Raw genomic sequence first — 25767 nt, 5'->3', positions numbered from 1 at the left:
CTCAACGCTTACTGTTCTTTGTAGTGACCAAACTTGTAGTTCATCTCGTTATTACGCATTTCTCCTTTAAAGAAGCGTCTTACATTGGCTTTAAGATAAGTAGAGCCTGTCTTCACAACGCCATCTTGGTCTAAGCGACGTGGGTCAAAACCAAAAGTCATATTTAGGAATCTAAATCGCCATGTTTTGCTCGCACGTTTTACGTAGTCACAATCTTCACACAGGACGATCTCTTCATCAAAACCGCCGATCTCATCATGCGCCCGTTTAGTCGAGAAAATACATGCGCCAATCGCCGTCGGGAAAAAGAACTGAGTAGTAAACAAGCCTGCGTTAAAAAGCCCGTAACCAAACTTGTGTACAAGCGGCAAACCTTTCGAGCTCATGTACACACCCGCCACTTCAAGCTTCTTCTCTTCTAGTTCATAAAGCGCTTTCGCAAGGAAGTTTCGAGGCAAGCTCACGTCAGCATCTAAGAAAAGGATTCGGTTGTATTGCGCCAAAGCAGCCCCGGTGTTTCGACCAAGGCTAACACCGCGTTCTTGCATATGGTGGACTGTCAGTTTTGGCAATGCACTTTCATAGGCTTGTGCGACTTCTCGGGTGTTATCTTCACTGTTCGAGTCGACAACAATCACTTCAAACTCTTGGTGGGTTTGCACGCTCAACTCTTCCATTAAGCGGCTAATGCGTTTCTCTTCGTTTAGCGTAATTACGACAATGCTTACCGGTTCCATATTTTCACCTATTCATTCTGCTGTTTAATTGACACTAAGATTAACGAACTAAGACTTAACCAAGTCTTAGGCAAACATTCATTTTCCGTTCATTAACTTGATGATTTAGCAGTGATATAAATAGATAAGGATTGCGATGTAAAAGGGAGTAAAATGCGCTAAACAAGCGTTAGCGAACGTTTTATCTCCAAACGAACCCATTATCGAAGGAAATTCACTTTGAGATGGGCTTCTGACTTGCTCATATTGGAATGTGATGTTAGTATCCGCGCTCGCTTAAGCATGAACTTTTATGTTTAAGCATTACCACACACTCAAGGTCGCATTGAGGTGTGAAGTTAATTTTTACTAATTTGAGAGTAAAACTATGAAATTTGAAGCAGTAGTACGTACTGAACTAGGTAAAGGTGCGAGCCGCCGCCTACGTCACGCTGGTAAATTCCCAGCTGTAATCTACGGTGGCGAAGCTGAAGCTGTAGCTATCGAACTTGTTCACGCTGAAGTGATCAACCAAATGGATAAGCCTGAATTCTACGAAGCAATCACTCTACTGATTGACGGCGCAGAAGTTAAGGTTAAGCCACAAGACGTTCAACGTCACGCGTTCAAGCCAAAAGTTGAGCACATGGACTTCATCCGTATCTAATTCCCTACCAAGGAATAAGATTGGATTAATCCAGCCTTCTGCATAGAAAAGATAATCGATCTTACCAGTCGAGAAATCTAGAAATTCGAAACCCCGATGCTACCAACATCGGGGTTTCACCGTTTTTGAGCCCTCAAAAACGTCGAAAACATGTTATCGAATCCAAACTAAAGATACCTACCCACGCGCTCTACTTCTTTCAAAGCAATACCATCGGCTGCTATACCAACAGGAGCTGAACCTAGTGAATACCACTTAACATCATCAGCCTCTTGAGCGGTGATATCTCCTTCCCAGTCACTCACGATAAAATAATGAATCAACTGAAGTTCCTTCGTAGGATGGTAAAGCGAACACAAGTATTGGTAATCAATCGGAACAACATTAAGCTCTTCATCGATCTCACGAAAGAGTGTCTGAACCTGGTTTTCACCGTGTTCAATATGGCCGCTAGGTATAGTGATTAAGCCGGGATCGGTCTCCTTAGACTCACTACGCTTTTCTAGTAATACCTGCGATTCCTTCAGCATGATAAAAGAAACACACTCGTGGACATCCATCTAATTTTCCTAAAGCCGTTACAAAGGTAGTTAAGTTTGTTGTTCTAGCTTGTGTTAATGCTTAATTTACAACAAGCTTTTTACTCAGCCTTTCATACAATTCAAAAGCTTCTGTTTTAGATATCAAATTTCCGAGAGCGTATTGATGAGCTAGCTCAATATCGTCGCTTTGATTGGAGTAATAGCGCTTGGCGACTGCAGCACACTGGCTCAGGTTGGTGTACCAGCTGCCGTCTTGCTCAGCCACAAAGTAATACGCAACTCGAACCAACTTCTTTCCAATCACCTTAGCGACATCCGCATCAGTCATTGTTTTGAAACTCGAGGGCATTTGCTCAAGAAAAGTAGACAAGTCACCATTGAGAGCTTGAGCGATTTCAATGCTTGGTTTGTATAGTGGGAACTCATTAGATAAATCATTCCCCCAAACACAACAGCAGCAATGCTTGATCCAAAAGTGCCAGTGATACTTTTCCGTGGGTTGCAGAACATCCCGCAGGAAGCCAGGATCGATATCAAGCTTGGTCACTTGCGGATAGGTTTGGGGTATGGTGTCGGAAAGTAGGTTAAATACTTCCTTTTCTCTCTGACCAACAGGCGTAGCAAGTACGATAGAAACATCCAAATCAGAGCGACCAACAATGGCTGTTCCTCTAGGCACGCTTCCATACAAGTAGATACCATCAACTTGACCTGGAAGTTCTCTTAGCAGCGAATCAACGACTGCTGACACCACTTCTTGAAATTCAGGCGCAATGTTCTTTGGCGAATAAAGATTTTGAATGAACCCTTCTCTATCGAGCCCTCTATCTAGCTTCTGCATACCACTTTCCATCACTAAGCCTTTTTCCAATCAGAACGTAGAACCGCCAACACAACTGTATCCCACCATTGACCTTTGAAGAATCGATGATCTTTAAAACACGCTTCTTGTTTCATTCCTAGTGACTTACATAATTTAATGGCAGCCAAGTTCTTGCTGATGGTTTCGGCGTAGATGCGGTGTATGCCTAACTCTGAGAAACCAAAATCAGCGAGGGCTTCAGAAGCTTCTATAGAAAGCCCTTTTCCCTGAGTTTCCCTCGATAAAGCACAGCCCATTGAAGCTTGTTTATCGCGTTCAAGACGTAAACAAACAGTTCCAATAAACTTCCCCGAGTCTTTGCTTTCAACCGCTAATTGAAAAGACTGGCGTGGGACTTCCAAAGCCTGCGCAACAAACAACTGAGTTAGCTCTCGATATTTGTTAGGTTCGCAATCACTTTCATCATAGAAACGCTGATACTTAGCGTCTTGAGACATCGCAACAAAGGCACACTCGTCTTCGAGACTCATATCTCGAAGAATCAACCTGTCAGTTTCCAGCTTAAACATCAAAATTCCTTTTTATCTTATAGCCTTGAAGGGAAAAGTCGCGGAGGTGTTTACTCGTATACTTTCCCGTTATGCTTCAACCAACCATGAGTGTGATGATTACGAGGGTCTTTGTGCGTCCAGTGCATTACGCCACCTTTATTGTTCCATTCATATTCACCATAAAATTCAACTCGATCGCCCTTTGCCAGTCCCTGAACACGAGGCGCTAAGTCAATATTATGTGCGACTAACAAGGTTTGTCCGCTATCGAGTCGCAAAATGAATTTCTGATGTCGAGAGCCTTTATTATCATCAGGAAGTACTCGATACACCGTACCCGATCCGCGCACCTGAACGTCGCTTTGGTGATCTTCGTAAGCTTGCTTAAGTCGCGTATCATTCGCTTGAACATGACTGATGCCGAAGCTAAGCAGCACCAAAAGTAGAGCGCAAAATTGTTTCATTCCTTTCATTTCCCATATCTGTGTGTTGATTTGGGATACTTGCTGGGCATCCCCTCTTTTAACGATGCTTGTACTGAGTCGGACAATAACCTCTCGAAACGTCCGAACTGCGCAGTTTTACATGCTTGGTCGAGCGCCCAGAAACACGTGAGCGCCACAGCTTAAAACTGCCAAGCTTGAGATGGCTACGCATAAAACGAATCACTTGCGATTCATTCAAACCAAATTGCTGTTCTATTGCTTCAAACGGCGTTCTGTCTTCCCACGCCATTTCAATAATTCTTGATTCATTCTCTTTGGATAACATCATACATACTCTTCCTTAATAAACTGGGAGAAATACGCTCGTTCCAAATTTAAAGATCACAGGACAAACACTTTGAATTGAACGCGTTATAACGTTCGATAAAACAACAGGCTACCAACTAGGCAATCATGGGATTAAATAAGCTTGTGCGAACTCTCTAAGCACTCTCGCATTATTGTGGTATTTGCTATCCCCGCACTTTGTGCCATCTACTCTGATGTCCGGGCTGGAATATGCAGGTATAACATCTCGCTCATAAGACATCACTGTGCCTCTGTCAGCACAAATTGTACCGAAGGAATATTGAGGAGCTCTTGGATACGTTCCAGAAATGTAACTTTCTATACTATCAAAATCTTTCAATAACGTTTTATAGTCATGATTAGCACCACTTAAATGGCCAATTTCATGCTCCATTAAGTAATCAGGGCAGTTTATCGCTAAAGAAAAAAAGTAGGATACCGAAGAAGACATACCACAATAATCAGACTCAAAGCTAAAATTATAATTAGAAAATACTATCCCAGTAAAAATGGGGACGCCGTCTTCTGTTGTTTCTGGAATCGGTTCTTCCATCGAGAGTTTTAATAACCTCTCTGCTGCGCCCAAATCTTGAAACCAAAGGCTGTCGATTTCAGACGTATAAGTCACCTTAGTGACTTTTCTCGTCATAGGGACGCAGGAGTTTTTTAACACCAGATTCGAATAGCTTTCCCATGTCGCTATTTTAGAGGCTATAAATGCTTTGGAATATTCATCTAACACCGATTCATCAACATAAAGGTGGACTTCTGTATTCAAAACCTCGCTCTGTACACAAGTAGGAAACTCGATGCTTTGAGCATTGGAGAGTCGACTATTGCTCAACACTATAATCAAAACACAACCAACTAACTGGATGAGCCTTTTAAAAGAACTCTCACTGACTCGTGTATTCATTTCCACCCTCTCCCTATATTCAAAACCACAAAGAGCATCAAAAACGCCGTGACTTAAGATTCATATCAACCCCCATTACACATATAAGCATTGGCCTCTCAAAGTAACCTGCACTACCTGTGTTTTTCAGAAAATAAAAAGCTCGCCATACAATGACGAGCCTTGTTGATTATGGGAGCTTAACGCTTATAAGACCTTAACCTTAACAGATCTAGCCACTAAGACAGCTGATCGCGTAAAGCCAATTCAACGTTTTTCAATACTTTGAACTCTTCTCGAGTACAACCGCGCGCCACGGAAACCCAATGGTCGCCAGTTTCATCGGCCCCTTTAAACTCTGCACGCAACTCATATCGTCGCCATGTAACAAACGCCAAAATAAAGGTCAGTGCAAGCATTGGTAAACCGAACTGAGGAACAAATGCCCAAGTCGCCGCCGAGAGGACTAAAGCCAACGAAACGATATTGATTGCGTTTTCTTTAAGACCCAATTGACGAATTTCTAACTGTTTGATTTTACGTAAGCTATACACATCTTTTTTAACTCGGAGTTCATCAGAACCCACCAGAAAGTCTGATGCTTTGTATGACCTACGAAGTCGCACTAAATTCGCTAACTTGTTGCGTGTTTGATTCTTTTTCATCGCCTTTCTCCATGTCATTAAAGGTTAGTAAAAACTAATACAATCATGAAGTTAATGAACGAACGCTTATTTTATAAATCAAACCAATATTAAAATCAAGCCTATGCAATTAATAACAATTATAACAACATCACTTAGCATACAAAATTTAGATAAAAGAAGGTTTATTGAGGAGTCGACTCATTGTAAATCGATGTACTTTAGTTAAGTTAGATATAGGCCGATAGTGATTCCGATAATCGACCGAACATACTAAACAGCGGGCATGGTTCACCCTGCTTTGTAACTACTTATTTCAACGAGATTTTTGCAATGAATCTCACGCTCTAGGAATGCTGAACCACGGTCACATAACACCCCATCTTCCATAATCAGAACATTCACCCTCCCTCTTGATTATCGATTTTTTGAATACCAAAATCATTCAATTGAACATATCAACATAGCTTATCGATTAAGCAATTGATCTCATAACAAAGAGACTGTACGCTTACATTATGCACACGGTTACCTAATGGAGATCACGATGAATGAACTACTGACATGCGCTATGGAACAGAAACAACGAACAACAGTGACGAGTTTATTCGCAAGAAATGGATTCAAGATCGCGGCTACTGACTTTGATGATGTGACTTTCGAACGAGAGAGTGTGTTGGTCAATGTTCGTTTTGATGCGTCTTCAAACGTTGAATCGATTTCAATTCTAAACAACTAACGAGCTCACAAGCAGGTCGCTAAAATAATTGAATGGCCAACATTCGAGTCATTTTAGCGTATCTTGCAACCTGCCATTTTCTACTTCATCCCCATCCTCTTCTTTTCAAAAGCCACCGAGTGACAATTAAATCAATAACTCGCAATTCCATGAGCTTGGCTTATATTTATTAATACCCTTTGAACAAAAATCCGAAATGATGCCTATGTTCCTAACTCGGTTAATTTATGTCAGTACGCTTTCCGAATGTTGTGATTCCAAAGCATTGGAGGAGATACTCGCTATCTCGCGAGATCATAATCGGCAAAGCCATTTAACGGGGCTTCTCAGCCATAATCAAAAGTACTTTCTTCAATGTATTGAAGGGTCTAGAGAGGCCGTTAACCACACATACAATCATATTCTTAACGACGAGAGACACAATCACGTCGCAATACTTTATTTTAAAGAGGTTGATAGCAGAGAATTTGGAGACTGGTCGATGGGAGACATTCCGCAGTCCAATTTAACCGAGCTGTTGAACTTACAGTTTTCAACATCTGATCAATTTAACCCGTACGAAATGTCTGGCGAAAGTGCTTATCGAATGCTTTTAGAGTTAAAGCAAAATTTGCCATCTGAATAGATCTTCGACCCGACTTAATCCGTAGAGCGAGCAACAAAAAGCCCCAACGTATGGGGCTTTTTGCGTTTTATTGTAAAGGCAACTATTCGTTATTCTTCGGTGAACTCTAATCGCTCTCGCTGCTCACCGCTTCTTGTTCACTGCCAGCAAGAGCTTGCTGTTCGGCGGTAATATCAGATTCTTTGAACACAATGAACGCGCGGCGGTTTAATGCATCGGCTTTTTCAGAGCGTTCATTAATCGCAGGCTGCAACTTACCAAATGACTTCACTTCCCAGATAAACTGCTTAGGATCGAGTTTGGTTTTGAGGTATTCAACCACCGTTTCTGCGCGGCGCTCTGCCAGCTTTTCATTGTAAGAAAGTGAACCCGATTGGTCGGTGTGCCCTGCCACCATTATGCTGCCTTGCAGGCCGCTCAACTTCGTTGTGAAGTCATCTAACTGAGTTAGATCTTCTTGCTTGAGTACTGACTTATCGAAATCGAAGTGTGGCGTCATTGCCATATAAACTTTACGTTCTGGTTTTGGTGGCTCACAGAAAGGCATCTCTTCGTACTTCTGAGCTTCTTCAAACACAATAAATGCACGGCGGTTCTCCGCTCGGTCTTTATCTGTCTTACCAAACAGAAGAGGTTGAGTCTCACCAAGATGTTTCACTTCCCAGTCATATTGCGTTGGGTCTAGTTGCCCTTTCAAATAATCTGCGACCGATTTAGCACGGCGCTGTGAAAGACGTTCGTTGTATTCCAGAGAACCTTTGTAATCAGTATGGCCGACAATCGTGATACGCCCTTCGAGGCCTCTGATCTCTTTAACAAAGGTATCCAAGTTGATCTTATCGAGGTCGCGTAATTGGTATTTATCAAACGCAAAATGCTCTGCGATGGCGATGTGCACCTCACGCTCTGGCGCCAAACACTCGCTGATTAAAAACTTAGACACATCGATGCCTGCGAACTTGTCTCGGTTCTCCTGGCTCACATAGGTGTCGGTTGCACAGCCGGACAGCAGCAAAGTACTCATCACTGCGCTTATTAGGAAAATAATTGTTTTCATCTTACTCTTTACTGTCACTTTGAATTCTCAACTCTTAACTTTCAACCCACTTTGGGGCATGCTTAGATCTTACCGACTAAGTTAATAAACACGCCGGATGCGTCGTAGTCGTCATCATTGGTTAAGTCACTATCAAACGCAGAGAAGTTATAACCAATCCCCATTTTGAAGTTCTCGCCGATGTGCTTGTTCACCGAAACTAACGCACCGTGTTCTAGCTCATCGTTGAGTGTGTCTGTTTTCCAGTGGTATTCACCCGTCACATCCCACTCTTTCATCACACGGTAAGAAGCGCTTAATCCGTATAGGTCGATATCGCTTTTAACCAGCTCATTCGAACCAGATGCTCGTTCAAAAGCTTGCTGTTTGTCTTTATGGGCGTACTTAGTACCGACATCCCAGTGTTGGTCAATCGAATAGATCGCCTCAACTTCAATGATCTGACTGGTTTCGTCTTGATAATCCACATCGCGATCCAGTTGATCGAAATCTGCAATATACGTGTAGCGGCTCAGTAAGTTGAGTCGATCGTTGTAGATCGGACGATACGCGAGGCCGCCAGTGGCTTCGGTAAATTGCGCCATGGTTTCGCCCGTGGTTTCGCTTTCGGTGATGGAGTAGTTGTACTTACCAAATAGCGTGTACTCTTCCGTTAAGTGATGCGTGTAACGGTTGGTCGTCACGATTTGTTGCAGTTCTCGCTGAGCGATGTCAGGGTCGTCTTCACTCTTATCCACTCGGTATTCAAATTTGTGGCTAAGGGTTATGTCATCTAGGTCAATTGAGGCATTGAAGCTGATAGATTCACGCTCTGTGGTAATGTTCTGGTCATCTTCAATTTCACCAAGCTGATAACCAATCCCCATCTCGACATCTTCCGTCACATCGTAGCCAAAGCCGTATGAGTCGATACGGCCATGACCATCATTTTCATCAACAAACTGGTTCTCTTGGTAAAAATCGACACTGCTGGTGAGATCTGCACGCTGACCAACAATCACGTTGCTTTGGCCTTCGTAGTTATCATCTACATAAGTTACGTAGGTTGAATGGTCATCGGATACATCGTAAGTCACAGTCGCTTCTGCTACTTGGCCTCGGTCGCCATCGGTGTATTCGCCACCAAGAGACAAGTCTTCCAACACTTGGAATTCAGCACCAATCGACGCGCTGTCGTTTTCATCATAGTCATCCGACTGGTCGACGGTCTTTTGCCCTTTGACGTAAACGCTGTTCTCACTGTCCCACATGTATTCCAAACGCACACCCGCTAAGGTGGCATCACTGTGCTCGTCGTTTTGGTTAAGCTCTTCAGTTTGTTGCCCTGCCGCCGAAACCTTAATGTGCTCGGTGATTTTAACTTGAGTCTCAATCTCAATCGTTTCAGTATCTGTTTCTAGATTACCATCGACATCGCGCTCTTCATTGGTCGAGAAGCGAGAGAGAACCGCCAAGCGATCGGTAGCTTGCAAACGAAGTTCAGCACCGTATGCCTCTTGCTCTAAATCATCGCTGCTGCTTGCGTAGCTGTATCCCGCGTCTTTGTCTCGATACCAAAGCTTCAGGTCATTACCAACAGCACCAAAAATGGTTGGAGCAAGATCATAAAGGCTGGTGACAGCTGTGATTTGGACACTATCACCCTCGCGGTCTTCCAACGTGTCGCCAATGGGCGTAAAGGTTAAACCACCATCAGTAGAGACGAAATTCGACTCGGTTTGCCTACCTTCACTATGCGCAAACTCAGCCTTAATGTAAGTCCCTTCAGTGGCACGTAGCGTTAAGTCCGTACCGTAAGACTCGTAGTCTTGGTTGTCCTTTTCTTGAGTCGCATACGTCACGCCAACACCAACGTAATCGTTGATCCAACCTTTAGCACGACCACCGTAAGACATCGCATCTAATGAATCTGAACCTTGTGGAACATACTCATAATCGACAACCAGAAAGTTTTCGTAATCATCGCCGTTTTCAATCACGCTACCAAAGCTATCGGATAGGATGTTGTCGAGCGGCTTAGTCAGAATGATTCGACCTTGGTACGGGTCAAAGTCATAGTCGACGCCAGGCTCAAGTGGGATTTCATTCTGCACTAGGCCAGATTCATCTTTTACTTTGACGTAAACTTTGTCACTTCCCGGTACCGCTTCACCATGACGAAGGAAGTACAGAGAACCACCTGTGCCCAAGAACTCATCGTGTGCATACAACGAATCTGCTTCTGCGGTAAAACCGACCACGTTCAAGCGATCTTCACCATATTGTGTAGTATCGCGAGTACGATAATCAGCTTTGAAACCATAGAGGCTACGGTTGTAATCGTTGTTCTCGGTGCCTGTTAAACCCGTGTTGTAGTTACCCCACAAGTATTGAGACTTATCGTATTCCACATTGAGGTAAACCTTGCCCTTGGTGTTGACCACTTTTTCGATGTTTGAGCTATCGCCATAGTTGCCGTAATAAAGCTCATCGTCGTCTTCGAGGATATCAAACACATCCGAATCGTCCGAGGCGAAGGGATGTTTGAACATGTCTTTGATTTCACTTTCTCGCGTATCAAAGTGAGTCGTTACACGAAGTTTGTCGCCAAATTTACCCTGACCAAAGTACGCTAAACGACCTTGGTTATAGATGTCATCTTGGTACTGGTCATCCACACTTAATGCATCGCTATTACCAGACACATTGTTCTTACCAACATAAAGATCAGCCAAACCGGTTTGTGCGTAGTACGTATCTGGAATACGAACGTAAAGCTTGTAACGACGTTCATCACCGTTATCAAACACAACCTTGGTAGGGAAAATGTAGGAGTCTGTAGGTAAGTACTGCTCTGCGTATAAGTTGCCGTCTTCGACATCAAATTCATCTTCACCGATGATAACTTTATCAACGCCTTTCAAACCGGTACCAATGAACTTGGCTAAACCCGCATTGGTCGGGATGTTATGACGCATCAACTTAGCTTGGCCGTAGCTTTTATCTTTACTCTCTTCATCGTCGTTATCGTTTCGATCGATCTCGACTTTAGAGTCCGGCTTGACTAAGTCAGTCACACCAACGGTGGTCACATCCATGTTGCCATCTTTGTCCCACGCTTTTAGGCGGAACATCAGCTGCTCACCGACCTCAAACTGATAATCAACATCAATTTGACCATCCCAATTGATGTCAGAGTCGTTCGCCAGTTTGTCGCCTTCAAGCACAGCGATTGGCTCAGACAAGCCAAAGTCACCCACTCGGTACACTTCCAACTGGTACCTTTTGATGTAGTAACCATAGTTAGTCGTGATGGTGAAACCGACACTGTCTCGCAGTGCGCCCTGCTCGACTTCCAACTCATCGCTGACACTGACATCTAATACTGGGTCAAAGCGAGTGATGTCACGGCTTGCCCAAATAGCGCCTTGTTCTAGGTAAATACGCGAACTATCTTGATCTTGGTTCGGCTTAGTGATTTCAATGCCAGTCGTCTCAGAACCGAGTTTTTCAAGCTTACCTGTGTCTTTCGCTACCGCCATCACAGGAATGGCCGTTAACACACACGTCGCTAAACGAGACTTACTAAATACTTTCATACAATTTCCAGATACGGTTCCAATGGCTTACTTCTGTTCACTTTGTTGGTCTTTACGATGAACGCTAAAGTTGAACTTGGTGAGCTTGTTCGGGGTAATTCGCAACACTTTCGGGTTTTCGCTTACTACTTCCATGGAGGTGGAGAGCGAATCAGTGTCCAACTTCACTAGGAAGTTCTTACCTTTCTTATTGAGTACCCATTGGTCGGGCACGTGGTAACGACCGTACTGGTCTGTGTAAATAACGATTCCCTCAACCGTCATCAACTTAACGCCCGGAATACCATCTTCGTAGATACCTTTGTTCTCGATAACGATTTCCCACAGGTAATCCTCGCCATCGCGATATAGGTTTCTGGTTACATTGAGGTTTTCCGCACTCAGTCCCTTTTTCTTGTCCGATTCATGCTTAAACTGAATCTGACCTTGTGCGTCGAACTCGATGCGAGAGCCCGCATCGGTCGTGACGTAGAAATCAAAGCTCTGCTGTGTGCGAGTTTTAAATTGAATAACCACTTTGCTGGTTTCTGGCAGCGTTCGGTTCACTGAATGTCCCCAAAGATCACCAAGATCCAAGCCTTGCTCAAGTGCAGTGGTTATCGCACCATCTTGAATAGCAACGTCTTGACCATCACGAATGATGTGCGTCGAATCAGCGATGTAGCCTTGCGTTGCTAAGTTCGCAGTTAGCTCAACATCAAACGCGGTTGCATCGGCTTGGAATCCATCTTTGTTGTGATCTTCAAAAACTTTACCGATGATCGATGAGGTATCGAACACCTTGTCCGGCTCTACGGTTACTTTGGCGGTGTCTTCATTAGAAACAGCCGTGCCATCAACCTTTGCTACTGCGGTGTTGATGTAATCACCAAACGTTGCTCCTACCGAGACACGCAATAAGTAACGAATACGCAGCTTCTCGCCCGGATCAAAGTTCAACGATGTGAACATTAACTTGCCCGTGTCTGATGGCTCTTGAGAGATAACCTGATCGTCTTCTGTACCAAACTCACCATCAATGCCGCTTAGCACAACTTCTGATGTATCCACGATGTATTTCAGACCACCTGGGTAACGGTCTTCCACCGTCACGTTCTTAAAGTAAGATTCATTGTTGTTCTCAACGATGATCTCGTACTCAACCGCATCGCCAACTTGCGCGGTATCTTGCAGCGCAGACTTGGTCAGCTCCAACTCCCCAGAGTTATCAGGAATCTTCTTGATGTGAGTAGTTACACTGTCGCTGGTTTCAGTACCGTCAGATTCAGTCGCCGTGAAGGTATTGGTAATGTCATCATCCAAGCCCTTACCTAGCGTGCCCACCACTTCAAACGCGTAAGCATTTCGTTTGTTGGATTTCAGGTTAACGGTGGTGTCTAAGTCTTTATTCGACGGGAAAGAATTACGCTGAATAACCGCGCCCGAGTCGTCGACTTCCACACCTTCAATTGTCCAATCGATAAAGACTTTATTACCTGTGCTGTTTTGTAGCTCACTGATCTCATCGGTTAGACGAACATTGGCCGCGTTACCTTGACCATTGTTAGTCACGGCTAAGTAATAAGTGACACTGTCGTCATCTTCGGTGTATTCAGGTTTATCTGAACGTTTTTCAACAACCAGATCAGCACCCACTGGCGGTAAATCCAAAGCCGATACTTGGTCTGCCACTGCCTGCATCGAGGTTTCAGACGCCAACATGCCCTTAGAACGAGCGCGCATCGCTGGGCTGCCAGTTAAGTCGAGGTAGTAACCAAGCACATCGATGTTAGTCAGCATGTCTTCATTGACCGTCAATGTGAACGTGTAATCAATCTTGCCGCCCGGCGCGATGTCGACCAAGGTGAACAGGTCTTTGTCGTCATCAAAGGTGCCAGGTTGAGTTTCAGCCCCTTCTGATGTTGCCGTTAGTGTCCATTCATCAAACGCATTACTAAAATTACCATCAATATGATCACCCATGGATTCAGAGAACTGGGTGTAAAGCGCGACATCTTTGGCTATACCTCGGCCTATGTTTTGCACCACTAAGTGATACTCAACCTGCTCTCCCGGCACGTAATACGGGGCATCGGTAAACAGCTCAGCTTGAACCACAGCCGCAACTGTTTGAACTGGAGGACTGATAACATCGCCGCCATCTACTTGCGCAGTATTAATGATGTGTCCGGTCGCGGTATCGACTACGGTGCCTTTTGAGCGGAACACAACTGTGCCGTGCGGTGCAATATCCACACTGTACTCAATCGGGCTAATTTGCTCCGTCGTCGTTCCTACCGTGGTTGACTCAACAACCAAAGAAGTGGTTCCAGCAACAAAAGCAGGCCCAGTGGTACCATCGTAATAGCCCACCTCTATCGTGCTCATGTCATCAACAACACTTAAGTCACTGATGTAGTTGTTCGAGGTGTTTTCTATGGTGATCAAGAACTCCAGCTCACCACCCGGTTCATACTCTGTTTGGACATTGGTTTTGGTCGCAACAAACTCAGAGTCTTTCGGTGTAATCGTAACGGTAGAGTCTTGTGGGGCACCGTTGTAAGTGATGGTTGCCGTATTGCTGATATCACCAATCGCTGTCGTGCGAATTAACGCCTTAACATGGAAAGTCACAGTGCTCTGTGGCGCAACATCCATACTCACATCGATGTCTTCACTCAAGTCGAACGTCTTGGGAGTGACAACAGAGCGATCATCCGAGGCGTCAAAGCTCACTTCCCATAGTAGGAATGCCGACTCTTGTTTATCCGCGGTCGTGTCGACTTGAATGTCACTGATGATGTCTTGAAGTTGAACACCAGATGCAAACGCATCAGAGCTGTTGGTTACGGTGATGTCGTAGTTAATCAGCTTGGTTACTTCATACGATGGCGTATCAACCGTCTTCTTGACCGAAACCGTCGCCAACACTGGTGTACTGGTAGCACTGTCATCAAATGTTGTGCCGTCAAAGGTCGCTGATGCGATGTTAGTAATATCGCCTGTCGCCAACGGATTAGTCGAAACTTGAATAGTGAAAACAATACTGTCTTGAGGCGCAATATCGAGCGTCTCATGAAGGTCTTCACCACGGGTTGCATCCGGTACTGGGGTTTCACCGGTTGTCGATACCGCCGATATTTGGATTGAAGCAGGGTCAAAAGCTTGTTCAGTCGTACCACCTGCAATCGTGGTTTCAACCGACTTCAGCGCATCTTCAATAGCAACATCTTCAGCCCAACCTAAGCCGTTATTCTTAACGGTCACGGTGTACTGAAGTGTTTCTCCCGGAAGGTACTCTGCTTTATCGACATCTTTAGTGATCTCAACTTGCGCATCTTCTGGAATGTAGGTCGCGTCTGCAGAGTGCTCACCGTCGTCGCTATCAACTTTAACGACGTTAGTGATCTCGCCTTTGGCCTTATCATTAACAGTGTTGGTCACGACAAATGAATAACTGTCACCCGGGTGAATGCTGTAAGTCGCACTATAACCCTGTGCGTTATTAACCACATCTTTGCGAGCGTTCAGGGCTGGATCGCCACTGCCATCAAGCTGTTCGTCGCTAATGATCCAATTACCTGTCAACGCTTGCTCTTGATCTGGGCTGTTAGCCACCTCTGTCATGATGGTATCGATGCGATCCGTCAGGACTTGATCGACAAGGTAACCTTCACCTGTGTTAGCCACGGTGATCTTGTATGAGATAGGTTGACCCGGTTGATACTTAGCATCAGGTTCTGCAATTGGCGTCGTTTCTTTGGTTAGAACCAATTGACCCGACTTCGGAGTGATAAAGCCTTCTCGTAAGCGAGCGATCTTCGAATCGTCCAAACCATGTCGTAGATAAGCCGTATTGGTAAAGCGCCCAATCGCATCATCACGAACCTTACCTTGAACGTGAATACGGACAGCTGTGTACTTATCACCACCACCCGTACCAGCATCGTCACGCCCAGCCATCTTGATCGATTCAACAGGTAAATCGATGTCTGGACTGTTTTGACCAACTAGCTTATCTAACTCTGAAAAATCATTAGCGTCAGGGTCTGATGGCGCCGAGTTATAAAGCACATTGTAATCGACGCTCCACTCCGTGAGTGCGGTTTGCATCGAACCATCGACAGTTTCGACTTCGAAGCCACTGATGATGTCGCGGATTGAAAACAGGCCAGAATCCACATCATCGTTGGTAATATCGATGTAGTAATTCACCGTTCCACCAGGTACGTACATAGGTGTATCTGTCCACTTATCAACTAGAATGTTCGAGCGGCCAGGGTTGAGGACAATATCGTTGGTGTTATCGCCATTCACTTGTGCTGTATTGGTGATGGTACCTGTCGCTGACGTAGAAACTCTGCCTTTCACGTCAAATACAATGTGCTCACCTGGGCGAAGGTCGACAGTTGCATTCAATGGTACACTGCCGTTGTAGTTACCTCGTACGTCATAAGAACCAACAGGTTCCACAGCAATCGCGGTGGTCCATTCAGAGAACGCATCATCACCATCTTCGGTTTTGATGGTATGAATAGCATCGATAACACTCACGTCATTCGCGATGCTATCACCCGTATTCTCTAGCGTAACTTGATACTCAACATCCCCGCGAGGTGCGTAGGTACAGCTACTGCCATCGTTTGAAGGAACTGAACAACCAACCGATTCACCATCGGTGTAAACCAAGGTTTTGAAATAGTCGAGCTCAGCTTCTTGAGGTGGGATAGTTTCTGACGTCGCAGACTCATTTTCTGCCGTCACTCGGTTGGCTTCGATAGTTCCCAAAGCGTCATCACGGATAACACCCGTTAAGTTAAACGTCAGTATTTCACCTGCGGCAATATCGGTTTCAATATCAAGGTTGCCGCTGGTGTTGTAGCTTGGTACATAAGTATCAGCGTTGGCATCAATACCATTGCTGACTTCATGGGTGATATCGCCAGAAACAAAAGCGGATTCCGTTTTACCGCCAATCACTTCGACTTGAATGTCTGTGATTGTGTCTTTGATCTGAACATCATTCGCCCAACCGTTTTCAGGGTTTGTGACTACAAATTCATACTCAACTTCGTCACCCGGAAGATAGGTATCACCATCACTGAACGGGTTGCCGTTGATCGACACCACACGTTTTTCAACACTGGTATTATTTTCAAGCGGCATTAAATTCGCTGTTCGAGCACTACCGTCGTACGTCGCTTTATTTTGAATGTCACCCAATGCATCTTCACGAATTTGAGCATGAATAGTGAACGTTAAGCTTTCTTGAGGCGCGATAACGATCTCGTTATCAATATCGATGTTATTGCCCGGTACAAAGTCAATCGCGTCGGTAATAGAGCCTGTCGCAGCCGTTTTATCTAGGCTAACTTCCCAGCCAGCCAGGAACGGTTGTCCAACAGGATCACCACCTGTTGTGGTGCTGTCTTCTGCAATACGAGTTTGAATTTCCGAAATCGCATCTTCTAGGCGAGAACCATATTCAATACCATCCCCCGTATTCTTAATCTCAACGCGGTAGTAAACCTCACTCTCGCCAAAAGCTTGAGAATATTCAGTTTTTTGCGAAGAGAAGCCTGCATCATAAAACGCTTTTTTAGAGAACGTGACTTCAGGATCCGCCATCGTTGATGGTGGCGATACCGCGATCAACTCATTGCCATTGTCTTCGTCGATGAAAGCTTTGTTGGTAAAAGAACCAACCGCTTTCGGACTGATCTTGGCTTTTATGACATAGCGGACAAACGCTGACGATGCAGCTCGGCCAAAGTTGTCTGCCGAGATATCGAAGTGAGTATCAATCGGCTTATTGTCTTGGATTGAGTTATCAACATCTGGGTTGGAAATACCTGAGCTATCAGTGAATGTTTCAATCGTCCAGCTATCAAAGGCAGGGCCACGCGTTCCATCAAAGTATTGAGTGTTAATTTGGTCGATGTCATCACGCAAGCTCATATCATCAACGTGGGCGCTCGCAATGTTCTCAATTAAAATTTCATACTCAACATAACCACCTGGCATGTAGTTAGTTGCGCCAACCAGTTCGTTTTCATCCGTGTCGTAATACGCCAGAATGTTCTTTTCAAAATCAACTTTTCGAGCTTCTTGACGAATATCATGAGATATCGTGTCACCATCAACGGTTAGAACGTTAACAACATCACCATTGGCTTTGTCATTGATGGTCGCGACAACTTGGTACTCAAGCTTAGCGCCCATCGGAATATCGGCTTCAACATTTAGGTTACTGTTGGTTGATGTGTAAACATTGCCAGCACCTGCGCCCGCATCCACATACTCAGAATCAGTTCCAGTTGCGATCGATGTGATGGTCCAATCTGAATACGCTGGTCCTGTATTACCATCCACTAAGCTGACCGTAATATCTTCGAGGTTATCGACGATTGGAATATCGTGAGCGTTACCTTTGCCGTCATTCTCAATCACTAAGTGATAGGTCACGGTTTGAGCGGGCTCGTACACCGCTTCATCAGTCGTTTTATCAAAATCTAAATGGTAGCCATCGGGAATCACGACGGTATCTCGATAATGAATATCACCGACCGCATCCGGTCTTACGGTACCTGTTACTGTGTAAGTCACGTCTTCGCCAGCATCGATATCAATCGAGGTTACGATGTCAGTGTCGTTCGCAACATCACCGTCTTTGGTACCATCTGTTGTACCCGCGTTCGCAGGATCGCTCTTAGCAACCGCCACCGTAAACTTGTTTGAACCTACCGAATCATCGAAAAATGGATTACCTGAATTGCCATCTTGTAGCTCCACTGATATGTCATTAATCAGTTCGTTAACGTCTACGTTGTTTCGATAACCATGTCCATCTTGAGAGTTGTACCTAATGGTATAAGTCAACTCATCTCCCGGAGAGTAGCGGTTAATGTTAGTAGTGCGAACAACGCCGCCGTTATTATGTACCTGATGGTTTTCAGCCACGGCACGTTTGGCATACTCACAATCGTCAGTACAACCGGCATTATCATCATGAATCAGCACGGCTTCGTTGCGGATTATGCCGCCGTCTCTGTCCGCTACACCGTTAGATACCGCATTGTCTTTGACATGCGCCTTAATACGCACCGTGACAAAGTCTTTGGCCGGAATTGAAACTGGGAACTCCACATCTTCAGTCGTTTGAGGGCCAAAACCAGAGCCAGTATCAACAGACCAATAGTCAAACGGGTTTTGATTAAGAACATCTTCTACTTCACCATCTTTATCATTCGCTAGCGTAGTAGTGATCTCACTCAGGCGATCCATGAAGATAAGATCAGTCTCATCAGTGTCGCTGTTATTGCCAATAACGATGGTATAGGTGAGATCTTCACCCGGTGTGTAACGGACAACATCGGTCGTTTTAGCTAGTGAAACATTGATGTCATAGGTACTGTGTGAGTTATCTATTTGAGCGGAAGAGCTGTGGTCACGGTCTGTAATAGGATCGTAAACATCAACACGGTTCGATACTTGTTCTTCTTCATAGTCAGACTTAACAATGCCGCTCACCTCATAGTGAACCCACCCTCCGGGAGTGATATCAACGTCGGTATCGATGTCAGTGTCGTTAGCAATGTCACCGTAACGAGAACCCGGTTTATCTGTGTTGGTCGAACCTACAATTGTCCAACTATTAAAGAAGTTAAGCGCTGAAATACTATCTTGTACCGTTGCGTCATTTGCATAGCCAACACCGCGGTTATAGATATAAATATCGAACGTAGCGCGCTCACCTACAACAAAGTCGGTATTTTGAGCGGTCTTAGCGACTACAAGATTCGGCTCGCTAGGATAGGTACGTACCGTATCCGATAGATTAGTATCTGGTCCTGTCACTGTTGCGGTATTGGTGAATGCTCCCCAAAGAATCTCACTGTCGACACTGCGATCGAGTGTCCCAACAATGGTATAAGTAATCGTCGCACCTGGCGGGATCTGAGCGGTGGCATCCAGATCATTGTTATCCGAGAACGATCCAGGGTCAGTCACAGCTTTCACCCACGGAGAGTCTGCCTCTCTTTCTGCACTGATCGTCCACGATGAGAACACGGGCTTGGTTTCACCCGGCTCGTGAAGGAGCTCAGCTTCTATGGTGCTGATTTCATCTTTGACATTGATGTTAGAGGCGAAACCGTTCCCTGCTGGGTTGGTAATGCTGATCGTATAAGTGACAGTATTGGTGGTGTCGGTATACGCGTTTTGTTCGTTATGACCATCAACACGCTTATCCAATACTAAGTAGTAATCTCGTGGGTATGAGCCTCTGTCGGAATAAAGCACGCTGTCGACCGTCACTTCATTACGGATTTCATCATCGGCAATGGGGTTTACGATCGCTGCAATGCTATAAACGATCTTATCGTGTGGGGCCAGCTTAGCCTTCTCGTCCAGGATAAGTTTATTGCTTTGATTACCTTCAATTTGACCAGTAAAGCCGGGATCACTGTTTGTCGAAATTGAGCCGTCAGAGGCATAAGATTTCGCAGTAATAATCCAGCTCAAATACGCTTTAGTCGGTGTATCATTAATAGACTGAGTCATGACAGAGACTAAATCATCATAAACCGGTATATCAATCGCGTAGCCGTCACCGTTATTCTCTACCGTGATGTCGTAGTTCAGGGTGCCGCCAGCTGAGTAGTAACGAGAATCAACTCCCTTTTGGACTTTTAGTTTCGAGTTTGGCATTTGAACGCCAGAGCCCGACTCGCCTAAGTTATCCCCTAAGCACAAGCCGGCATCGGTACCATCATCAACAATCTGACCCACACTGGTGTCTGCCACTTTTGCGGTCAGCTTATAATGAACGTAGCCCTCAGGTGCGAGGTCGACTTTCAAATTGATGTCGTTTGTTGTCCAAGTATTGTAATTAAATGAGCCATAGTTCGATCCGTCACCACTTCTATCGGCGACTTCAAGCTTCCACTCGGAAAATGCTGAAGCGTTAGAGCCATCCGCTTGCTCTGTCACGATACAAGCAAATTTATCGACAACTTCAATATCGTTGGCAAAAAACTCTGTGTCCTTGTTAGAAATAACAATGTCATAGACCACTTCGTTATCACCGGCTATCCCCGGAACATAAGTAGTATCTGTGGTGTTCTTATTACGTGTAATTTGACTTGATGACGTCGTCAGAACGCCTTTCGAATCAAGAATATTAGCCAAAGCATCGCCAGAATCTGCGAGGCCATCAGCATCAACTACTCGGGCAACAACTTGGGGGATTTGACCAATAGACACAGGGCTAACGTCCACCACAACGGAATAAACAATCTGCTCACCGGGATAGATAGACACTTTGTCTTCTAGTGACTTGTTGGACTCCTTTCCAGATGCATTGAGTTCTGAAAGGCTATTAGAACCGATTGAGCTCACTTCATTAGTCCAAAAATCGTAAGGGTTACCAACCGTGTCAGTTGCGTTCTTTTCGTTGCTGACATCGTTACCTAGATCGGTTTCAAGATCTGCAAGAAACTGCTGAACCGAATAATGGTAAGCAATACCGGAGTTTGCTTGGTTGGCAACCGTGACCGTATAGGAAAACTCATCGTCGACTAGGTAGTTATCCGATTGGTTCAAGGTATGTGTCAGGGTGATACTAGGCTCAGTGGGTGGAGTGATAACCTCATCAACTGTAACCAAGTCATCGCGTGTTTCAGCAGTTATGTCGTCATTAACAATGTCGCCGACTAAATTGTCGGCAACAGTTGCTTGAATTTCGTAAGTCACAGACCCGCCAATATCAATCGACGCAGCACTTACTGATAAGTCCCCTGATTCGGCGAAGGTGCCTGGATCGCTTTTGCTGCCTTCAACCTTGCTAACTGAATTAACGTTGTCAGTAAAGGCTTGTTGCAAAGCCCCTTCAATATTGAGTGCCTTTATATCTGAAAGGACATCTTGAACGTCGAGCGCCTGAATAAACGTATCGCCAGTGTTCGAAACCTTAATCTTATAGGTGAGCTTGTTATTGAGTTGATAGTTCGTCTTATCGACCGAAACAACAACATCATGTTGGTACACACCACGCTGAATGGATTCTGTATTTGATTCAACAGCATCCAACAGTCCAGTGCTCGCACTTGCGACGTTATCAATCGTACCGGCTGCGTCACCAGAAACGGTGGCGACCATGGTGTAGGTCACCGACCCACCAGCCGCAATACGCACACCTGATGCATCTAAGTTTCCGAAGCGACTGTAATCACCTGGAGATGAAAGGAAGGAGGATTGCGCTTGAGTCGAGACTTGCGAGAACGCGCTGACATTATTCCCTTGGTCATCTGTCGTTAAGATATTTAACAGCTCATCCTTAACGTCCAACTCAGCAATAGCTTTATCCGACTCATTCGTTAAAACAAGCGTATAAGCCACCTCTTGGTCGTTGTCGTAAGACGCGCTGTCAACAGACAGATCCATAACAAGACCCGTTGTGTCCGCATAGGAGGCAAATGGAATCAATAAAATAGATAAGAAAAAGGCAAGGTTGTATCTGAACATTAACGCGCACTTCACAGTAGATTGACAAGTGTCTAGGCAAAAAGCCATAGATTTGACGTCACTAATTTGGCACTTAGCCTATTAGGGACATGCGCAACATACAGTTCAAATAATCCGAACAATTAACATCTGTAAAAAACAAATTACTGAAGATGTTAAATAGAGAATCTGATGTCTAAATTAGAATCAAGACATTGAGTTAATTATCAGAAGGTTAATGTTTTAATGAGTGAGTTTTCACAGTTGTTACGTAACTTCAGAAAGGAACTTCAATTTACACAAACAGAGTTTGCAACCTACTTAAATCAGCTGGACGACGAGTTTAATGCGGTTGACGTCGTAACGATAAATCGTTGGGAAAACAGTAAGGTAAAGCCTAGTACATACAAAGCACTCAAGATATTACAGTACCTTGGCGGAGATTTGTTTGAGACAATAAGGAGCTTTAATTCCGAACAAAAAGACACGTTAATCGAACTGTTTTTAAACGAATCCTATGGCTCATTTCAAAGTAGAATTTCAGCTCTATCAGGCCTGAATCAACAACAAGGCAAACGCAACTTTAAGTCACTGCCTTTAATGTCAGAGCCGTGTGACACTGGCGTTATCGACAGAATCAAACTACTTTCTAAATTCACAAAAGTCGATATTTCGCCATTGGACCAAATTGATTTATATCTCTACTACTGTGAGAAAAAAGCACATGGTCACAAACTGATCAATGTAGATGGTGACATTGTGAGTCACAACGTAGGCTTTTTCTTTGAAGACCATCAATTTGAAACATTAAAAACTCAAGAGCTAGATCTAAGAATGGCCTGCTCTTTAAATTCAAGCAAAAGCATAAATTATTTTAATATAAGCTCACACTCAGAGACAAGAGATCATGTTATTGAGCATATAGTTTCAGATATACAGTTACTTTCTCAGAACAAAAACATTAAAAAATATTCTGTTTTAGTAAAAGACCCCAATATGATGAGACTCTTGAAGAGTGTGGGGTTTGAAGTATTTAAATTTTCAGAACCTTCTGCTAAAAAATGTAATATTACATTCAAAAATAAATATTATAGCTACTGTATATTAACGATTGATAAAATAGACTATCTGACTAATCGGAACGTAATGTCACTAATCAAAAATGAATATTCTACCATGATGAAATTTCCGCAATTACTGCGCGAAGCGCGCAAAAAATTGAAGTTAACGCAAAAGGATTTTGCGGCATACATTAATCACTTAGATGATGAATTCAGCTCTGTAGATGTCGTAACGATAAATCGATGGGAAAATAGCAAAGTAAAACCAAGTAATTACAAAGCCCTAAAGCTATTGGACTGCCTTGGTCTGGACTTGTATACAACGTTGAAATCCTTTGATTCAGAAGATAACGAAGACAGTGCATTACTTGAAGACTTCCTTCGTGAGAGGTTCTTTTCGTTTCAAAGCCGAATATCGTCTATCTCTAAAGGGGAAATAGAAGAAGGCTGCGACTGTCAGATCATGCCACTAATGACAGATCAGAATGACAAAGCAGTAATAGATAGAATAAAGCTGATTTCACAATATACAAAGATGGATCCTTCAGCCCTTGATACCATAGATCTGTTTCTCTATTGCAGTGAAAAAAAGGCGCATGGCAGAAAAATGGTCGATGTTAATGGCGATATTGTTAGTCATAGCCTAGGTTTTTTCTTCAACGAAGAGGTGTTCGAGCAATACCAAAATAAGCATCTACATATTAAGCAAGCTTGCTCTTTAGATTCTAACCAGAACTTAAATTACATTGTGGTTAGCGGTCACTCTGAGAAGCGCGAACAATCTATTGCGAACCTGATTTCCGATATGAAGCTTCTTGCAAGCAATACTAAGATCAAGAAATTCTCTATGATGATCAAAAACCCAAATGCATTGGAGCTGATGAAAAACCTTGGATTTGAAATATGGAAGTTTTCAGAACCAACAGAACAAAAGTCGAACATCACCTTCAAAAACAAAAACTACCGCTATTGCGTACTGACTATCGACAAGATCGAATTACTGAGTAATAAACATGTTATTTCTTTTATTAGTAAATATGGTTAAGCACCGGATTTTACCAACGATAGAAAGCTTATACTAAATTCTGCTTAAGCTTTTCTTCCAACGCTTGGATACACAGCTTAATGGCGATAGGCGTATTTGAAGCGAATGGATTTAGCGCATAAACCGTGTTGGTGGGTAATTCAAAGCTTGGCAGCACGTCGACAACATCACCAAATAACTGAGGAATGCAGAAATCTGGAATCACACCGATACCAACACCTGATTTAATCAGAGCAAGGCAACTGTGGAACGAATTGGTGACGCAACTAGCTTGCTGTTGGTAGACAAAGTCCTGCTCAGTTTGAGAACTAAAATGATGAGTCACCTGCTTTCCCTGCCATGAGTTAGCAATATAAGGAATTGATTCAAGTTCACGCTCTCGCATGCTTTCTACGCCGCACAACACGTCTTTAAACTCGCCTAACCGTTTCTGCTTAAGATTACTGTCGCGCGAGCTACCCACTCGTACCGCGAGATCAATATCGTGATCCATGAAATCCAAGTGTTGATCATCACTGATCAGCTCAGGCTTTAGTTTCGGGTATTGCTTCATTAAATCCGCAATAACAGGCGCAACCAACAAGTCCATCAGTGCATTTGGAGCAGTAATACGAATCCGACCTTGGGGTTCTTCCAACTCAGCTTTCGCCATATCCCATGCCGATTCGGCGATTACATTAATATCCTTACAGCTTAGATAGAAACGTTCCCCCATACTGGTCAAGGTTTGTCTTCGCGTTGTTCGTTTAAGAAGCGAAGCACCGAGCTCTTGCTCTAAAATTTTTAGATGCTGACTGACAACAGATTTAGACAACTCTAGTTTTTCAGCCGCGGCCGATACTGAGCCTTGTTCCACGATATGAGCGAAAATCGACATCTGCTTTAGCTTACTCATTTTATTGTTCTCTTTTTACAAACAGTATTTTCTATTATCTCTGTTTTTCAAGTTAATTACCAAAGCTAAACTGTATTCAACTTATCGAGATAACCCAATCAAAAACACAGTGTTTCAAAGAAGACTGTTATGGAGAAAACAATGTCAAACAATCAAGTATTAGAAGCGTGTAAGCAAGGCATTAACGCATGGCAAAAAGCATTCAACAGCCAAGACGCGAAAGGTTGTGCAGACCAATATACAGAGAACTGCGTAATGGAAGCGCGTCCATTTGGTACTTTTGAAGGTCATGAAGCGATTCAAGCATTTTGGCAAAACATCATCGACCAAGGTTTCAAAGACGTTGATTACACCGATGTAAAATGGGAAGAGCACCCAGACGGCGGTTACATTCTTACCGCGAGTTGGACAATGAACAAAGCGTTTGGCGTTGTACATCATGAACACTGGGCACTTGAAGCCGATGGCTGCGCTCGCTTAGTCAGCGACAACTTCGAAGTTCAAGGCGAACGCTAGAGCTGTAATTAACAGCTAGAAGCTCAAAAATAGAAACAGAAAACAAAAAGCCAGCAATCCAAATGGACTGCTGGCTTTATAATGTTCACTCTTGTCGCCCTTTCACTTGGTTTGAAGGTGATTGAGTGACTCTACAC

The 25767-nt window shown here is 44.0% G+C and carries 17 protein-coding genes; 5 read left to right on the top strand and 12 right to left on the bottom strand.

Going from position 1 to position 25767, the window contains the following annotated elements:
- Positions 1–8: 8 nt before the first annotated feature.
- Positions 9–737 carry a glycosyltransferase gene (locus AB4274_RS03930; RefSeq protein ID WP_017060374.1) on the bottom strand — a complete coding sequence of 243 codons (729 nt, stop codon included), beginning with the start codon at positions 735–737 and terminating at the stop codon, positions 9–11.
- A gap of 367 nt (positions 738–1104) precedes the next feature.
- Here AB4274_RS03930 and rplY point away from each other — a divergent pair, with 367 nt between their 5' ends.
- Entirely contained in the window at positions 1105–1383 is a 279-nt protein-coding gene (rplY, locus tag AB4274_RS03925; RefSeq protein ID WP_048658383.1) for a 50S ribosomal protein L25, read from the top strand.
- A gap of 167 nt (positions 1384–1550) precedes the next feature.
- Here rplY and AB4274_RS03920 read toward each other — a convergent pair whose 3' ends face one another.
- The 7 genes from AB4274_RS03920 to AB4274_RS03890 all read right to left on the bottom strand — a co-directional run bounded on the left by AB4274_RS03920 (position 1551) and on the right by AB4274_RS03890 (position 5653).
- Entirely contained in the window at positions 1551–1943 is a 393-nt protein-coding gene (locus AB4274_RS03920) for an NUDIX hydrolase (RefSeq protein ID WP_372111059.1), read from the bottom strand.
- Positions 1944–2004: 61 nt separating this feature from the next.
- Positions 2005–2766 carry a nucleotidyltransferase domain-containing protein gene (locus AB4274_RS03915; RefSeq protein ID WP_372074192.1) on the bottom strand — a complete coding sequence of 254 codons (762 nt, stop codon included), beginning with the start codon at positions 2764–2766 and terminating at the stop codon, positions 2005–2007.
- 14 nt (positions 2767–2780) lie between these two features.
- Positions 2781–3317, bottom strand: a complete 537-nt coding sequence (locus AB4274_RS03910) for a GNAT family N-acetyltransferase (protein ID WP_372074190.1) — start codon at positions 3315–3317, stop codon at positions 2781–2783.
- Positions 3318–3367: 50 nt separating this feature from the next.
- Positions 3368–3763: a DUF3465 domain-containing protein gene (locus tag AB4274_RS03905; protein ID WP_372074188.1), complete on the bottom strand. Its 396-nt coding sequence runs from the start codon at positions 3761–3763 to the stop codon at positions 3368–3370.
- Between the two features lie 58 nt (positions 3764–3821).
- Positions 3822–4073: a TIGR03643 family protein gene (locus tag AB4274_RS03900; protein ID WP_065583896.1), complete on the bottom strand. Its 252-nt coding sequence runs from the start codon at positions 4071–4073 to the stop codon at positions 3822–3824.
- A gap of 123 nt (positions 4074–4196) precedes the next feature.
- Positions 4197–5009 carry a hypothetical protein gene (locus AB4274_RS03895; protein ID WP_372111057.1) on the bottom strand — a complete coding sequence of 271 codons (813 nt, stop codon included), beginning with the start codon at positions 5007–5009 and terminating at the stop codon, positions 4197–4199.
- A gap of 218 nt (positions 5010–5227) precedes the next feature.
- Positions 5228–5653 (bottom strand): hypothetical protein, encoded by a 426-nt coding sequence (locus AB4274_RS03890; RefSeq protein WP_372111055.1) that lies wholly within the window; start codon positions 5651–5653, stop codon positions 5228–5230.
- A gap of 526 nt (positions 5654–6179) precedes the next feature.
- Between AB4274_RS03890 and AB4274_RS03885 the strand changes: the two genes are divergently transcribed.
- Together AB4274_RS03885 and AB4274_RS03880 are read left to right on the top strand one after the other, a co-directional pair.
- Positions 6180–6371: a hypothetical protein gene (locus AB4274_RS03885; protein ID WP_004734640.1), complete on the top strand. Its 192-nt coding sequence runs from the start codon at positions 6180–6182 to the stop codon at positions 6369–6371.
- 205 nt (positions 6372–6576) lie between these two features.
- Positions 6577–6996, top strand: a complete 420-nt coding sequence (locus tag AB4274_RS03880) for a BLUF domain-containing protein (RefSeq protein WP_017065379.1) — start codon at positions 6577–6579, stop codon at positions 6994–6996.
- A 106-nt stretch (positions 6997–7102) separates the two neighbouring features.
- Here AB4274_RS03880 and AB4274_RS03875 read toward each other — a convergent pair whose 3' ends face one another.
- From AB4274_RS03875 to AB4274_RS03865, 3 genes are all read right to left on the bottom strand, one after another.
- The gene (locus AB4274_RS03875) at positions 7103–8053 is read right to left on the bottom strand and encodes an OmpA family protein (RefSeq protein WP_017067279.1); all 951 of its coding nucleotides are present in this window, start codon (positions 8051–8053) and stop codon (positions 7103–7105) included.
- A gap of 62 nt (positions 8054–8115) precedes the next feature.
- The gene (locus AB4274_RS03870; RefSeq protein WP_372111052.1) at positions 8116–11631 is read right to left on the bottom strand and encodes a hypothetical protein; all 3516 of its coding nucleotides are present in this window, start codon (positions 11629–11631) and stop codon (positions 8116–8118) included.
- Between the two features lie 27 nt (positions 11632–11658).
- Positions 11659–22053, bottom strand: a complete 10395-nt coding sequence (locus tag AB4274_RS03865; RefSeq protein WP_372111081.1) for a hypothetical protein — start codon at positions 22051–22053, stop codon at positions 11659–11661.
- A 306-nt stretch (positions 22054–22359) separates the two neighbouring features.
- Between AB4274_RS03865 and AB4274_RS03860 the strand changes: the two genes are divergently transcribed.
- Positions 22360–24219, top strand: coding sequence for a helix-turn-helix domain-containing protein (locus AB4274_RS03860; RefSeq protein WP_372111051.1), 1860 nt, complete (start codon positions 22360–22362; stop codon positions 24217–24219).
- A 28-nt stretch (positions 24220–24247) separates the two neighbouring features.
- Here AB4274_RS03860 and AB4274_RS03855 read toward each other — a convergent pair whose 3' ends face one another.
- A complete protein-coding gene (locus AB4274_RS03855) occupies positions 24248–25114 on the bottom strand; it encodes a LysR family transcriptional regulator (RefSeq protein WP_372111049.1) in 867 nt (288 codons plus the stop codon).
- A 141-nt stretch (positions 25115–25255) separates the two neighbouring features.
- On the opposite strand from AB4274_RS03855, the gene AB4274_RS03850 reads away from it, so the two are divergent.
- Entirely contained in the window at positions 25256–25630 is a 375-nt protein-coding gene (locus AB4274_RS03850; RefSeq protein ID WP_372111046.1) for a nuclear transport factor 2 family protein, read from the top strand.
- Positions 25631–25767 lie beyond the last annotated feature (137 nt).

It is taken from the genome of Vibrio sp. 10N.261.55.A10, assembly GCF_041470825.1.
GTDB classification, from domain to species: Bacteria; Pseudomonadota; Gammaproteobacteria; order Enterobacterales; family Vibrionaceae; genus Vibrio; species Vibrio crassostreae_C.
Note: the sequence above shows the minus strand (reverse complement) of the source record. Positions and strands in the feature narration are given on the sequence as shown.